Origin of the sequence: Peribacillus sp. YIM B13477 (assembly GCF_042787955.1) — a bacterium.
GTDB lineage: Bacteria > Bacillota > Bacilli > Bacillales > DSM-1321 > Peribacillus > Peribacillus frigoritolerans.
In genome coordinates this window covers 778,172-792,463 of the sequence record NZ_JBHZPD010000001.1, presented here as the reverse complement: position 1 = coordinate 792,463, position 14,292 = coordinate 778,172, and the positions used below count along the sequence as shown (strand labels likewise).

General features: G+C 40.6%; 15 protein-coding genes. 7 read left to right on the top strand and 8 right to left on the bottom strand.

Annotated elements, in window-relative coordinates; translation table 11 throughout:
• Nucleotides 1–133: 133 nt before the first annotated feature.
• From dapF to ACFX4H_RS03975, 5 genes are all read right to left on the bottom strand, one after another.
• The gene (gene dapF, locus ACFX4H_RS03995) at nt 134–1,123 is read right to left on the bottom strand and encodes a diaminopimelate epimerase (protein ID WP_377434060.1); all 990 of its coding nucleotides are present in this window, start codon (nt 1,121–1,123) and stop codon (nt 134–136) included.
• A gap of 181 nt (nt 1,124–1,304) precedes the next feature.
• A complete protein-coding gene (locus ACFX4H_RS03990; protein WP_377434057.1) occupies nt 1,305–2,606 on the bottom strand; it encodes an NCS2 family permease in 1,302 nt (433 codons plus the stop codon).
• Nucleotides 2,607–2,762: 156 nt separating this feature from the next.
• Nucleotides 2,763–3,335 (bottom strand): beta-class carbonic anhydrase, encoded by a 573-nt coding sequence (locus ACFX4H_RS03985; RefSeq protein ID WP_241634146.1) that lies wholly within the window; start codon nt 3,333–3,335, stop codon nt 2,763–2,765.
• A gap of 88 nt (nt 3,336–3,423) precedes the next feature.
• A complete protein-coding gene (locus ACFX4H_RS03980; protein ID WP_328138394.1) occupies nt 3,424–4,218 on the bottom strand; it encodes a hypothetical protein in 795 nt (264 codons plus the stop codon).
• 797 nt (nt 4,219–5,015) lie between these two features.
• Entirely contained in the window at nt 5,016–5,336 is a 321-nt protein-coding gene (locus ACFX4H_RS03975) for a DUF4870 domain-containing protein (protein WP_034311189.1), read from the bottom strand.
• Nucleotides 5,337–5,544: 208 nt separating this feature from the next.
• Between ACFX4H_RS03975 and ACFX4H_RS03970 the strand changes: the two genes are divergently transcribed.
• The 4 genes from ACFX4H_RS03970 to ACFX4H_RS03955 all read left to right on the top strand — a co-directional run bounded on the left by ACFX4H_RS03970 (nt 5,545) and on the right by ACFX4H_RS03955 (nt 8,467).
• Nucleotides 5,545–6,324 (top strand): undecaprenyl-diphosphate phosphatase, encoded by a 780-nt coding sequence (locus ACFX4H_RS03970; RefSeq protein WP_098864283.1) that lies wholly within the window; start codon nt 5,545–5,547, stop codon nt 6,322–6,324.
• 333 nt (nt 6,325–6,657) lie between these two features.
• Nucleotides 6,658–7,212, top strand: coding sequence for a GNAT family N-acetyltransferase (locus tag ACFX4H_RS03965; RefSeq protein ID WP_328138393.1), 555 nt, complete (start codon nt 6,658–6,660; stop codon nt 7,210–7,212).
• A 204-nt stretch (nt 7,213–7,416) separates the two neighbouring features.
• Nucleotides 7,417–7,809, top strand: coding sequence for a CidA/LrgA family protein (locus ACFX4H_RS03960; protein WP_057277356.1), 393 nt, complete (start codon nt 7,417–7,419; stop codon nt 7,807–7,809).
• Nucleotides 7,784–8,467 carry an LrgB family protein gene (locus tag ACFX4H_RS03955; protein ID WP_328138392.1) on the top strand — a complete coding sequence of 228 codons (684 nt, stop codon included), beginning with the start codon at nt 7,784–7,786 and terminating at the stop codon, nt 8,465–8,467. Before ACFX4H_RS03960 ends, ACFX4H_RS03955 begins: the two co-directional genes overlap by 26 nt.
• Before the next feature lie 40 nt (nt 8,468–8,507).
• Here ACFX4H_RS03955 and ACFX4H_RS03950 read toward each other — a convergent pair whose 3' ends face one another.
• Nucleotides 8,508–8,651, bottom strand: a complete 144-nt coding sequence (locus ACFX4H_RS03950; RefSeq protein WP_082609322.1) for a DUF2639 domain-containing protein — start codon at nt 8,649–8,651, stop codon at nt 8,508–8,510.
• A gap of 52 nt (nt 8,652–8,703) precedes the next feature.
• Nucleotides 8,704–9,792 (bottom strand): undecaprenyldiphospho-muramoylpentapeptide beta-N-acetylglucosaminyltransferase, encoded by a 1,089-nt coding sequence (locus ACFX4H_RS03945; RefSeq protein WP_312008951.1) that lies wholly within the window; start codon nt 9,790–9,792, stop codon nt 8,704–8,706.
• A gap of 192 nt (nt 9,793–9,984) precedes the next feature.
• Between ACFX4H_RS03945 and ACFX4H_RS03940 the strand changes: the two genes are divergently transcribed.
• On the top strand, nt 9,985–11,094 hold the full coding sequence (locus ACFX4H_RS03940) for a mechanosensitive ion channel family protein (protein ID WP_377434052.1): 1,110 nt from the start codon (nt 9,985–9,987) through the stop codon (nt 11,092–11,094).
• A gap of 302 nt (nt 11,095–11,396) precedes the next feature.
• Nucleotides 11,397–12,752, top strand: coding sequence for an MATE family efflux transporter (locus tag ACFX4H_RS03935; RefSeq protein WP_249598154.1), 1,356 nt, complete (start codon nt 11,397–11,399; stop codon nt 12,750–12,752).
• Between the two features lie 63 nt (nt 12,753–12,815).
• On the opposite strand, the gene ACFX4H_RS03930 is transcribed toward ACFX4H_RS03935, so the two are convergent.
• On the bottom strand, nt 12,816–13,589 hold the full coding sequence (locus ACFX4H_RS03930) for an SDR family oxidoreductase (protein ID WP_249598155.1): 774 nt from the start codon (nt 13,587–13,589) through the stop codon (nt 12,816–12,818).
• 158 nt (nt 13,590–13,747) lie between these two features.
• On the opposite strand from ACFX4H_RS03930, the gene ACFX4H_RS03925 reads away from it, so the two are divergent.
• Nucleotides 13,748–14,215, top strand: coding sequence for an Hsp20/alpha crystallin family protein (locus ACFX4H_RS03925; RefSeq protein WP_249598156.1), 468 nt, complete (start codon nt 13,748–13,750; stop codon nt 14,213–14,215).
• Nucleotides 14,216–14,292 lie beyond the last annotated feature (77 nt).

Genomic DNA, 14,292 nt, shown 5'->3' with positions numbered 1-14,292 from the left:
TCTTTTAGCCGAGGAGGCTTGGCAGACAGTCGGCGGAAAGCGAGCGGATCTCTGAAATCAACTGCAACTTTTTTCAAATAAGAAAACTGCAGGTAAACTCGTTTTTTTCGAGTTCGCCTGCAGTTTAAAAATTTCATAATAATTTTGTTCTCAAATAACTTTGCACTTCATCCTGCAGCTTGGCATATAAGCTTGTTTCCAATTCAAAATCCTCTTTTTCAAGCATTTCAAATTTTTCAGGCTGATCTAAGTCGATTTCAATCGATACTTTGAATTCATAGGTTGCATTCCCGATTAAATCAATTGAATACGTTTGGCTTTCTACATCATGGTGGACCACACATTTAACTTTTCCGCCGTTATTGTAGACAGATATTTCACTTTCCAACGCGTTTAACCCAACAGAGCATGTTACTAGGCTAGAAGCCGACATCGCCGTTCCACATGCGTTCGTGAAGCCTACTCCACGTTCGAATGTCCGCACATAAATGCTCCCTGGTTCCAACTCTTTCACAAAGCTGACATTGACACCATCAGGGAATAGTTCATTCGGTTGATTGACCTTTGTTGAAAGTTCTTCCTGCAAATCACTTTGTAAAACATCACTATCGACGAGTGTGATCAAATGTGGATTAGGAACCGCCAATGCCGAAAATAGCAGGGTATCATGCAGTTCCGGCAATGTTTCGTTTTGCAGCTGATCTTTAGCCAATACAAGAGGTAGATCCTTCACATTAAAACTTACTGGTGAAATTTCCACCTTGAAAGTCGGAATGCCCTCATAAATATCTTCCGTTTTTTCGACTAGTAAATTTGCCTTCATGGTTTCCACGATCATTTTATCTAGCCCCAGAACGTCGTTCGCGTAACGTGCAACACAGCGAAGTCCGTTGCCGCACATCGAGGCTTCCGATCCATCCGCATTAAAGACACGCATCCGGCAATCAGCATGTTCACTTTTCATTACGAACAAAATACCATCCGCTCCGAGCCTCTCCCGATTGCATAGGGCCTTCGCGAAATTTTTCCGCTCTTCTTCCGTAAACGTCAGGGTCGTAGTCAATTCATCAATTATCAAGAAATCATTTCCTGAACCATGGCTTTTTAAACCTTCAATAATCATCCTGTCACATCCTCTAATATGCTGCTTGTCATTTATCATTTTTTAATATTCTATATCATAGCATTTTCAAGATGGATGTGTCATCGCGTAAATCACATTAAATCCATTTTTTTCGACGAAAAAAACAATAAGAAGAGCGGTTGGAATAAGAATTAACTCATTCCAACCGCTCTTTTGAATTTTAACCGATCATACCAATGATGAAATAGACGATAAACATTCCGGCACTCACATACATCGGGGCTGACACTTCTCTCGCTTTTCCGGTTACAAGCTTCAAGAATGGGTACAGGATGAAACCGAATGCCATTCCATCGGCAATACTGTATGTGAAAGGAATGATCGTGATGATCATGATTGCAGGTATGCTCTCGGTTAAATCGCTGAAATCCAGCTTTTTTATATTTCCGAGCATCAAAATGCCAATGATAATCAAGATGGGGGCAATGGCGCTATCAGGGATTACTTTAATCACCGGTATAAATAGCAGTGATAGAATGAATAGCACGCCCGTCACCACTGAAGTAAAACCAGTCCTGCCTCCTGATGCGATTCCTGCTGCCGTTTCAACTGTAGCAACAGTAGGACTCGAACCGAATAAACCTGAAAACAGAACGGATACACTAGTCGCCTGTAGCGACTTTTTATAGGCATCCTGGCGGTTGATACTGTCTACATGCCCGTGTACAAGACCAATATTTTCAAAAACAAGAACCATCGTCATCGCAAATACACTTATCCAGAATTCAATCCGGTTCGCTTCCAAGAACGATAATGAAAAGAAGAGATCTCCGTATGAAGCTGTATTTACGCCTGAAAAATGGATTTCCGATAGTTGAACCGTCCCGAACCAAAAGGCAATGAGGCTGCCTGCCAGGATGGTTATCATGAAATTACCGGGGATATTCTTGATGAAAAGCGTGATTGCCAGTAAAAAGGTCAACACCGTTGCAAACACCGCCGGATCGCTTAAATCTCCCAGTGCGACGATTGATGATGAACCTCTTGTGATTATCCCGCCCTTTTCAAGTCCGATCAGCATCAAGAATAAGCCAAGACCAACAGATATGGCTTCTTTTATCGAACTTGGAATCGAATCACTGATGATCTTCGAGTATTTTGTAAAAGCGATGATTACAAAAATTACCCCCGAGATAAACACAGCACCAAGAGCCGATTGCCAAGATAGACCCATTCCTTGAACCATGGTATAAGCAAATAGGGCATTGACGCCCATTCCTGGAACGAGAAGGATTGGGACATTCGCCCAAAGCCCTATCATGATACAGCTAAAAGCAGATAAAAGAATCGTGGCAATCACTGCAGCATTAATCGGTATGCCCGCTTCCGATAAAATCAGGGAATTCACGATGAGAATATAGACTATCGTAAAATAGCTGACCACTCCAGCAAGGATTTCACGTTTCCCATTCGTTCCATAGTCGGAAAAATGAAAAAACGTTTCCAAGTTTAATTTCTTCATGTTGTATCCTTATTAAATTTATCCCTCGCCCACCCGTTTGTATTAGTGACAAACTACACTTGGCGATTTTAACAAAAAAAAGGATAAAAATAAATAGCAATGATAAAAATTTGAAAAAAACTGTCGGAAATGCTCCCGACAGCCTCGACGAATATATTATTTTTGTTCTTGCGAATACCCATCTACTACCCATTCCAGCTTCCCTGTATCAGGCGAAATGATTAGACCATGCACAGGAATATTTTTAGGAATCAAAGGATGTCCTTTAATCACTTCGACGCTGTTCTTACAACTTTCATAAACATCATCAAATCCGCGAAGCCAACTGCGGATATCGATTCCTGCAGCTCCCAGTGTATCGATGGTGCTCTTTGGTATATCACGTTCGATCATCTTGTCCATTACAGCATCGGCATCGACTGATGCCATCCCGCAGTCATGGTGAGGTATGACCAATACTTCATCTGCCTTTAGCTCATAAATAGCAACAAGGATACTCCGCATGACACTTCCGAATGGGTGGGAGACGATTGCCCCGGCAGTCTTCAGGATTTTGACATCACCATTTTTGACATTCAAGGATTTTGGCAATAGTTCAACGAGCCGAGTGTCCATACAGCTTATGATGACCATACGTTTCTCAGGAAACTTATCCGTCCTATACTTAACATATTCACCTTTTTCTACAAACTGTTCATTATAATCCATAATCTCATTAAGTAAACTCATATTTACCACCTTTTTATTATGTATTTAATCTATGTATCTCCTATTATTATATCAGGTATTTAAAAGATTTGCTAAAGGGGAACCGTAGTCAATTTGAACGATGATTCAGCGTGGCTGCACAGAACCCAAAGACAATGATTTTAGGAATTTCAGCAACATTCGATGAAAAAGAAAGTATGGGTGTATTAGTCTTGAATCGTTTCCCCCACTCCAAAGGCATCCAGCCTTCTTGGTATGAAGCGATCTTTTCCCCGTCTTTTGTGGCAATCTCGAAAGAATTTACACTTCCCGGCGTTTCAATTGGCATCCATTCCGTACCATCTTCCTTATAGATCATTCCATTTACCTTTACGAATGACCGATCTTCTTGATACGATCCAATAATGCCGCCCTGATCATCCAGGATCGTCATTTTGTTGAAAAGCCCCCTGTTGATATGGTACTTAGCCAGCAAACGCCCCTCATGGTCCACCAGTTCATATCGCTTGGCCATTAGCATCGACAAGAAATTGGGAATCATCCACATGAACCACTTCATATTCAAATCACGTACCTCGCCCATTAGTGACCCATCGGGCGCAAAGAGAAGCAGTCGCAAAGTCGGTGCTGGCATAAAAGTCAATAAAACATGTTCATTTTTTAATAACCCGGCATTCGTCCCGATTTGTTCTTCAGGCAATTCCTTCATTCTATTTTCATATATACGATGACTGACAAATTGAGCAATGCTAAAGAAAATAAAAGGAGAAGTTATCAATAATATATTGCCCGGAATCATCGCAAAAATATGGCAAATGAAAAAGACAACGGCCAAAACAAGAGATACCCAAGATGCATGAAAGTTTGAATTGCTCGTTTTCTGATAATATTCACGTATATTCATATCCCGCTCTGCTCCTCACTCCTTACAAGAAAGATTACCGCCTTTAGGGCGGCCATTGATTAGCAGTACCACAATCCGCCCGGATCCGCTTCCTAAATGTACAGGGAAGCAGTTATCATAATACTTTATTCGCTTTAATGTGATCTATTCCCTTTTTAATGAAGGGCAATTCCCAACACGGTCCAAATAAAAAAGGTCTCCGTATCGAACGGAATCCTAAAGCAGTCAAAATGGGGTCCTATCCAATTTTATAACAAGACTAGATTTTTCTTAATGTCTTTTTACTGTTTTCCTTATTGGATTGAAGAAATTTGCGACACTCCTGCCGAATTACTGGCTAGCCGAGACACCTCAGCCGCTAGGCGAGGAGGCTTGGCAGGCAGTCGGCGGAAAGGGAGCGGATTTCTGAAATCCACTGGAACGTTTTTCAAATAAAAAACTGCAGACAAACCTCCTTTTCCTCGAGTCTCAAAGGACTCCGCATCGAACGGAATCCTATTGTAGACAAAATGAGGTCCTATCCAATTTTAAAACAAGACTAGATTTTTCTTAATGTCTTTTTACTGTTTTCCTTATTGGATTGAAGAAATTTGCGACACTCCTGCCGAATTACTGGCTAGCCGAGACACCGCAGCCGCTAGGCGAGGAGGCTTGGCAGGCAGTCGGCGGAAAGGGAGCGGATTTCTGAAATCCACTGGAACGTTTTTCAAATAAAAAACTGCAGACAAACTCGCTTTACTTCGAGTTTGCCTGCAGTCTAAAAGGACTTCGAATGAACGGAATCCTTTTACATCATTCTATAATATCCTGAAGATCAACGGGAATCGATAATCCGTTCCTTCGTAGGCCCTAACAGCAGCAATGATGGTGAATACGACTAAAGCTATCCCGATTACCGGCAATAGCAAGAATCCAACCAATACTATAGTGAGTATCCCTGCGACTATTGAATACACGGTGTAGGAAATGAAAAAATTCAAATATTCCCTTCCGTGGTAATCCACAAATTGTGACGAGTCCTTCTTCAATAACCAAATCACCAAAGGACCGATAAATGCTGTAAAAAAGCTGATCACATAAATAAGGGCAGCAAACACTCTTTCATCTTTAGTAGGCATAGTGTCTTCTCCTCCTTTCTCATATAAATATTTACGAATCAGATGAAAAATAGTTTCATTTTTCCTCTCATTATATTCGAAAGAAGGTAAATCTGGACTGCCTTTTCTTGATATCAACAATAAAATCCGGACATGTTCATCCGTCTTGTGCATACAGTTTAAATAATGGATTGTCCTATACCTTCTAGAATGGAGTGATGTTTTTTTGCTGAATGAATTTCAAGCCTTCATCCTTGGGATCATTCAAGGCTTGACTGAGTTTTTACCTATTTCAAGCACTGGACATTTATATTTAGGCCGGCATATTTTCCACCTTGACGAGGCGGGAATTTTTCTGGATACCATGCTCCACATCGGAACCTTGCTGGCATTATTGGTCGTTTATAAGAAGGACATAATTGCCATTTTGAAAAATCCTTTCTCCAAAATGACTCTGCTTCTCATTGCTGGGACGATTCCTGCCGTGATTGCCGGCATTTTACTTGGTGATTGGTTTGACGGCCTTTCAAAAACTGGTGTGACCATAGGCTGGGAATTTTTAGCGACCGGACTGATTTTATGGGTAGCCGACGGTGTAAGAAAAGGCGGCAAATCCCTTAATGAAATTTCGATTAAAGACGCGCTGATCATCGGTACTTTCCAAGCAGCTGCCATCATGCCCGCTCTTTCGCGCTCCGGCTTAACGATAGCAGCTGGCCTCTTCTGCAGGCTGGATAGGGCCACTGCAGCCTATTTTTCCTTTTTGCTTTCCATTCCTGCCATTACGGGGGGGATCGTATTTCAGATGAAACCGATTTTTACAGGAGAAGTTGAACGGCTTCCACTCACTGCGCTTTTCGTCGGGACCCTGTCAGCAGCAATCTTTGGTTATATAGCTGTAGTATGGATGATCGATTTCTTAAAAAAGCGTTCACTCAAAATATTCTCCATCTATGTATGGGCCCTAGGCGCAATCATTTTATTCATGCAATTTACAGGTAAATTTTAAAGAAAAAAACGGGCGAAACAATCAGTTTTTCATGGAAGAATGCAGACGTTTGCCTAAAGATTTCACCCTTCAAGAAAAAGTTGAAATTTGACGAAAAAAAAAGGCAAAAAACCTATTCCCAAACCGTTTTTTTTTTAGTATTATACCTTCGTAAGGTTCTTTAGATTTGCATACTTTCTGACAATAAAAATAGGGAAGGCAAATGGTGCGCCACCGGTTTCCGGTTCTAGTGGGTTCGATTCCCACCCCGAAATTTTTTGATGAACGACTTAAAAAATTTCGAGGGTGGGCAGCGACTACGCATAAGAACTGCCCTCAAACGGAGGGACGGAAATGTTAAAAAAGAGAGATTTCACAGATTGTTTTTCTCTTTATGAACAAATGACGCATCCAGATGTCTTCCCTTTCGTGCGCCATAAGGTAGATTCATATGAAGAATATGTATTCATTACTAAGCAAACGATCGAAGCCGAAGATGCTGGGCAACTCATATCACGAACAATCTTGGATGAATGGGAAAATCCCATCGGTTGTATTTCTTTATACGATATTGAAAATGGTGCAGGTTTCTTAGGCACATGGCTTGGCAAGCCTTATCATGGAAAAGGGTATAATGCCATCGCAAAAGACGCTTTCTTCAAAGAGCTTTTTTTCGAGCTTGGTTTGGAAACGGTCTTCATGCGAATTCGCAAAAAAAATATCCGCTCCATAAAAGCCGCAGAAAAGCTTCCCTATGCCGTCATTGCCAACGAAACAAGAAAATCCCTTTATGATCAGATCAATCATGAAGGAGATATCTACGATCTGTATGAAATCCCTAAAGATTTATACACCTTTCATATCCTTAGACAGCATAATGATGATGAACAGCAGTTACTTGAAGCATAGAGCGAAGAACATTTCAATATGGCTTTGTTTATCCTTTCATATAATGGCCGGAGCTTCCATACCTGGAAAGCTCTTTTTCCAGTTTCACAGGATGTTAAACATAGATTGCTGTAAATCCCTATTCTTTTTAGGGATATTTTTTTATAATGAATACAATTGACCAATTCAATAATATATTCAAAGCGTCATTGAAAGGACTTAATCATGAAAAAAATATTTGCTTTTATCGTGCAGCTTATCTTCCTGCTCATCATTTGCAAACTTGGCTATTATTTAGCCAATTTACTTCACTTACCTATACCAGGCAACGTCATCGGCATGATTCTGTTATTCGGTTTATTACAGACGAAGGTCATAAAAGTCGAATGGATTGAACTTACTTCAGGATTTTTGGTAAAGCACCTAGCCTTTTTCTTCATTCCCATTTCAATCAGCTTAATGACCATGGGATGGCTTTTCATTGAATTCGGTTTGCCTTTGGCACTTACCTTAGGTATCAGCCTGATATTTGGATTCATCGTTTCAGCATGGACCGTTCAGAAGCTATCCAATAGAGGAGAGGTTAAACAGCATGACAGCGTTCATCACAACATATAGCATCTTGATAACCATCCTTGCCTATTTCACCGGAAGGAAAATATATACTAAACACCCATCACCTTTTACGACGCCCGTATTTTTCAGTACGGTTACAATTATTCTCGTACTGCTGATCAGCGGTTTGGACTTCGAGGATTATTCACCTGGAAAAGACATCATTACCTATTTCCTGGGACCAGCTACCGTTGCTTTGGCCGTACCACTTTATAAAAACAGAAAAATAATCGTTAAATATGCAATGCCGGCTATTAGCGGGATGATTTTTGGTCTCCTTGTCACATTGATCATTGCCTTCGCCATCGCTAAAGCATTTTCACTTCCACCATTCATATTTCAAGGATTGGCGGTTAAATCCATTACAGTGCCAATCGCGGTTGAAATCACGGAACTTTATGGCGGGAATTCCAATATTTCAGCTGCCTTCGTCATTTTGACAGGGGTGCTGGGTACGATGATCGCACCAAAAATGATGGATAAACTAAACATTACAATGCCCTTCGCACGTGGTATCGCCTATGGTACGATCGCTCATGGACTTGGAACGGCTCAAGCTGCCCAGGAAAGTGAGTTTACCGGGGCTGTCGCAGGTGCGGCAATGGCTATCGCAGGTATCCTCATTTCCTGTTTCTTTCCTTTTATAAGTAATTTCCTATAAAAAGAACCGCAACGTCAACGCGTTGCGGTTCTTTTTATGATTATTTTTTTTGAAGATCCTCATATAAACGCCTTAGAATATAAGTCTTATACAGCTCCAGCTTTCTTTTTTCAATTGGATGATAGCTAATCCCTGCGGCTTTTAGCTGCTGAATGAACCATCCTTTGGAATACTCATAAGCCATTCTACCCCCTCCTCTGTTCGAAAAAGATATGCTGCATAGAGGGGAATGATACTTATTTTTTTGCAGCCATTACTTTAAGCAGTAATTCATACATTTCAGCTGCCGTTTTGAATGGGCGTTTTTGACGCATCTTCTCTTGATATTCATCCGATTTTTTCAATAAATCCGCTAATGTAGCATTAAAAATCCGATCATTCAGCTCTTCTTCTTGGAGGACTTTACAAAAACCCTGTTTTTCAAAACTTGACGCATTCAGGATTTGATCTCCCCGGGATGCATTGGCACTTAGAGGTATAAGCAGCATCGGCTTTTGCAAACCAAGGAATTCAAAGATAGAATTTGAACCAGCCCTTGACACAACGACATCGGCAGCCGCCAAAAGATCGAATAATTCTTCGTGCACGAATTCAAAAGGAGCATATCCCCTTTGTTTCAATTCGGTTTTCACATTTCCCTTCCCGCAAATGTGAATAATCTGATAATCCTTTAATAAGGCATCAAGGTTATCTGTAATTAAATTATTGATTTTAACGGCCCCAAGGCTTCCGCCCATAACGAGTAACACCGGTTTGTTATTCGTGAATCCACAAAATGTTTTACCAGCAGAAGCGTTTCCCGTAAAAATGCCATCGCGCAATACAGCGCCAAGATACATGGCCTTCTCTTTCGGAAGTTCTTTTTCCGTTTCTTGGAAGGTAGTGAAAATTTTCGATGCAAGTGGCATCGCGATCTTATTAGCCAGACCAGGCGTATAATCCGATTCATGTATGGCAATCGGAATCCTAAGCATCCTGCCTGCCAAAACGACTGGAACCGAAACGAAACCACCTTTAGAAAAAATGAAATCAGGCTTGGTCTTTTTTAATATTTTTCGTGCATCAAAAATCCCTTTTATGACCCGGAAAGGGTCTTTCATATTTTCAACAGAAAGGTAACGCCGGAATTTTCCAACGGAAATCGTTTCATAACGGACCTCGGGAAATTCCGTTTCGATGATATTTTTTTCAATGCCTTTTTTTGAACCAATATAAGTAACATCCCAATCATTCTTTAAAAATTCCGGGATGATTGCTGCATTAACAGATACATGACCGGCAGAACCGCCTCCGGTAAATACTATTTTCTTAGTCAATATTTCCACCTTCCAAACTTAAAAAATCACTTTGCATCCATATTACCATATATCCTTGCCATTAATAACTTGAAAAAGTATTCAGTGAACCGAAATCCCCCATTATGTATGTAATCATCGATTATTTTTCCTTTTTCAGCATGAATATATTATAATCTTAGTATTCTACAATACTACAAGATACAATGGAGGAGTAATACATTGCAAGAAGTTTCTGAATCACTCAATCAATTTGATGGAATCGAAGCCTGGACCAAATTAGGAATTTCCATAGGCATTTTTCTAATCTTCCTTTTGCTTCGGAAAGTATTTACTACATATATATTCAAGTTCTTTCTACGGATTGCAGAAAAACGTAAAGTTGAATTTGCCGCCAACTTAATGCTCGCAATAGAACAGCCAGTAAGATGGCTTATCGTTTTGATTGGGGTTATCATTTCACTGCACTATTTTCCGATCGACTCACCTTCAGTTGAACTCAGATCGAAAATATACAGATCGTTTTTTGTCTTCTTATTCTTTTGGACGATTTTCAACATCAGTTCGATCTTAACCATTTTATTTCCGAAATTAGTAAGTAAATTCGGACTTGAAGTCGATCAAATCGTCATGCCGTTCTTTACGAAAATCACAAACATAATCATCATTGCTTTTGGTGCCTCCATCATCGCGGAAGAATGGGGATTCAATGTCGATGGATTTGTTGCTGGGCTTGGTTTGGGTGGATTGGCTTTCGCACTTGCCGCTAAAGATACCGTCAGCAATTTCTTCGGGGGTATCGTAATCGTTACCGAAAAACCTTTTACCATAGGAGATTGGGTCAAAACTCCAAGCGTGGAGGGAACCATTGAAGACATCACATTCCGAAGCACTAAAGTTCGGACTTTTGCCCAAGCTTTAGTTACAGTCCCAAATGCGACTCTTTCGAATGAACCGATCATCAACTGGTCCAAGATGGGAAAAAGACAGATTGCCTTCCATTTGGGTGTTAATGTCACAACACCAAAAGAAAAATTGGAAAATGTCATTAAAGACATTGAAAGAATGCTTATTGATCATCCTGAAGTACATCCAGAAACGATTTTGGTTAAATTTGATGAGTTCAGTCATTCCGGTTTCAACCTTTACCTATATTTCTTTACGAAAGCCACGGACTTTGGAGGATATTTATCAATCAAAGAAGATGTGAACTTTAAAATAATGGAGATATTGGAACAGGAAGGAGTACAAATTGCCATTCCTTCACAGGCATTCATTCTTCAAAAAGACTCAGATACGGAAGCCATGAATGATTTTGAATCCATGCCGTGACTGACAAAAGGGGTTCCATTTGAATTTTTAAACAAAGTTGATTGGAGCGGGTGTTCGAGACTCCTGCGGGAACGCCCGCGGAAAGCGAGTGCCTGTGGTGGAAATCAACGTTCATATTTTACACTGCCTAAAAAAAATGTAGGCAATCTTAATTAAATATCGAATTTGTCTACAAACTGAGACTTGCCCTAAACGGCAAGTCTTTTTTGCATCAAATAAAAATTCTTAAAATATCACATGCTTATGTGATATAATTCTTTCATTGTGTTGAAAATTCCAAATATTGATATTGAGGTACTTTGATGAATCAGACTTATACTAAATCACAAAAGATCCGCCTGTTATTTTATATATTGATACCTATCCTGATCACCCAAATCAGCATGTATGCCATGACTTTTTTTGATGTGATGATGTCGGGGCAATACAGCACTCAGGACGTTGCTGGCGTCTCCATCGGCAGTTCGCTATGGACACCCGTGTATACGGGGCTGAGCGGGATATTGATTGCCTTAACACCGGTGGTTTCACAGCTGGTGGGTTCCAGGCAGTCCAAATCCGTTTCCTATTCCGTGATGCAGGCCATTTATTTAGCTGTGGCTTTAGCCTTGTTCATTTTAATCATTGGAGCTTTTTCTTTGAACCCCGTATTGAATGCCATGGACCTTGAAGATAGTGTCCACATGGTGGCTCATGATTATTTGATCGCCCTTTCACTCGGTATCATTCCTTTATTCATTTATAATGCGTTGAGGGCTTTCATCGATGCTCTGGGGCAAACTAGGATTTCCATGATCATCACCTTATGTGCGCTCCCGGTAAACGTCCTTTTTAATTACTTGTTAATATACGGGAAGTTTGGATTCCCTGAACTTGGCGGTGTCGGTTCCGGGTACGCCACTGCCATTACCTATTGGTTAATTGCCCTGGTGGCCATACTGGTCGTGATAAAAATAAACCCATTTTCGACATATCAGGTTTTCACTGAATTTTTCCGGGTTTCATGGAAAGAATGGAGGGCCTTATTATTGATTGGGGTACCCATCGGGCTCGCTATTTTCTTTGAAACAAGCATTTTTTCGGCTGTCACCCTTTTGATGAGTAAGTATGATACCGTTACGATTGCGTCACACCAGATTGCCATGAATTTTGCGTCACTGCTTTATATGATACCGCTAAGTATATCCATGGCATTGACGATCGTCATTGGATTTGAAATTGGGGCAGCCCGTTATAAAGATGCCAAAGAGTATAGCTGGATTGGCATTTCAATGGCCTTGACGATGTCACTCGTTTTGTCGACCATCCTCTTCCTCTTTCGTGAACCTGTGGCCTCTTTATACACTAAAGATCACGAAGTAATGATGCTGACATCACATTTTTTAATATATGCCATCTTCTTTCAGATATCGGACGCCCTGCAGGCACCTATTCAGGGCATTTTGCGTGGATATAAGGATGTAAATGTCACATTTGCCATGTCACTGGTCTCCTACTGGATTCTCGGGCTTCCAATTGGCTATTTCTTTGCAAAGTTTACGGATATGGGAGCCTTTGGGTATTGGATCGGCTTAATTTCCGGCTTGGCTCTTGGGGCTATAGGCTTGGCTGCTCGCTTACGGTACATTCAGCAAGTAAAATATAAAAAAATGGCATAAAAAAAGTGGGGCTGGATAACACCGGCCTCACTTTTTTTCATACCGAATTCAAATTCTAAATCACTAGGCTTTATATATTTTCCCAAGAACATCCTTACCGCCTGTTACCGGTATGATGCTCCCGGTAATGAAATCTGATTTTTCATCACAAAGGAACGTGATGACCCTCGCTATATCTTCCCCCGTACCCGGTCTGCCGACTGGAACCGTATCATCCTTTTCTGCTCTCGCGACCCTTATTTCCTCCTCTTTCCAACCCCCTATGATATCACCAGGACAAACCATATTCACGGTGATTCCATGAGTAGCTTCTTCCGCAGCCAAAGTTCTTGTCAAGGAGGTCAAGCCGCTCTTTGCAGCGGCAAAAGCAGAACGATAAATCCAACCTGGTGCAGTTTCACACCGTTCAAACCCTAAGGTAATGACTCTGCCCCAGTTTCTGCTGCGCATTTGTGGAATAAGTTCCTTCGCAAAATAGAAAAAACCATTTAAATTCCCGTCCATGATGTACTTCCATTCATCGCTGCCATAATCAGTCATCAGTTTACGATCATGCATATATGGCCCTGCGTTATGAATGAAGATATCAACATGGCCAAATGTCTCCGAAATCTTTTGCAATATATTCCGGCAATCTTCCTCACTTGACGAGTCACCTTGAATCGCAATTGCCTTAACATGGTACATTTCCTGTAATTCATCCACTAATGCTAAAGCTGCCTTTTTACTTTTTCGATAAGTAATGATAATGGACATTCCATTATCCGCGAGTGAAAATGCCATCCTTTTGCCGATACCCGTTGCTCCACCAGTAATAAAAGCTACTTTTTCATCCACAGGCTTACCCTCTTTATCTAATGGATTTTACTTAATTATACATAAGTTTATTCCATTTTCTATAATTTAGTAATTATAAAAAAGAACCTCTGGGCTTTAGCTGCATAAAATATAACAAATAAACCTGTCAGACCATAAACAGGAGAGAGGAATTCAATATGTTTCCCTGGAATTCACTTTTTTCTTTTAAGAATAACCCGAACCAAAAGGAATTCATGAAAAATATGCAGCAAAGTGATGTTCAATCGTTCATTGAAAAGGTATTTTCACAAGTGATCCCTGACAATATGCAAGGTATGATGAACCAAAATGATGGCGGCTCACAAAAAGTAAATGCCAGATCTGAACATCCTTTACATGCCGAAGTATTTGACACCCACTTATATGTCTTCGTAAGAATTCCAATACAAGATGAATCTTGGCTAAAGAAAATGAAACTTTACCATACATCTAACCAATCCATCATCGAGGGGATTCCCGAAGAGTCAGATCGGCATGTCATAACACTCCCCGCACCTGTAAAGAAAAAAGGGGCATCAGCCCAATATAAAGAATCAACATTGGAAATACGGCTTCAAAAAAGTTTCAATACACAGTATTCAGAAATCGATGTATCGGAAATTTAAGTGGCTTCACCGGGACCTCACTGATGTTAAGGTGCGGTTCCAGTTATTTCTTGGTTCAATTTTTTTTAGATTTGGGT

Coding starts and splice junctions, on each gene's coding strand:
- ACFX4H_RS03975 (WP_034311189.1), bottom strand. CDS start 5,336: ATGCCTACTAAAGATGAAAGAGTGTTTGCTGCCCTTATTTATGTGATC.
- ACFX4H_RS03950 (WP_082609322.1), bottom strand. CDS start 8,651: ATGGCTTATGAGTATTCCAAAGGATGGTTCATTCAGCAGCTAAAAGCC.
- ACFX4H_RS03980 (WP_328138394.1), bottom strand. CDS start 4,218: ATGAATATACGTGAATATTATCAGAAAACGAGCAATTCAAACTTTCAT.
- ACFX4H_RS03955 (WP_328138392.1), top strand. CDS start 7,784: ATGACAGCGTTCATCACAACATATAGCATCTTGATAACCATCCTTGCC.
- dapF (WP_377434060.1), bottom strand. CDS start 1,123: ATGATTATTGAAGGTTTAAAAAGCCATGGTTCAGGAAATGATTTCTTG.
- ACFX4H_RS03985 (WP_241634146.1), bottom strand. CDS start 3,335: ATGAGTTTACTTAATGAGATTATGGATTATAATGAACAGTTTGTAGAA.
- ACFX4H_RS03990 (WP_377434057.1), bottom strand. CDS start 2,606: ATGAAGAAATTAAACTTGGAAACGTTTTTTCATTTTTCCGACTATGGA.
- ACFX4H_RS03935 (WP_249598154.1), top strand. CDS start 11,397: ATGAATCAGACTTATACTAAATCACAAAAGATCCGCCTGTTATTTTAT.
- ACFX4H_RS03965 (WP_328138393.1), top strand. CDS start 6,658: ATGTTAAAAAAGAGAGATTTCACAGATTGTTTTTCTCTTTATGAACAA.
- ACFX4H_RS03960 (WP_057277356.1), top strand. CDS start 7,417: ATGAAAAAAATATTTGCTTTTATCGTGCAGCTTATCTTCCTGCTCATC.
- ACFX4H_RS03925 (WP_249598156.1), top strand. CDS start 13,748: ATGTTTCCCTGGAATTCACTTTTTTCTTTTAAGAATAACCCGAACCAA.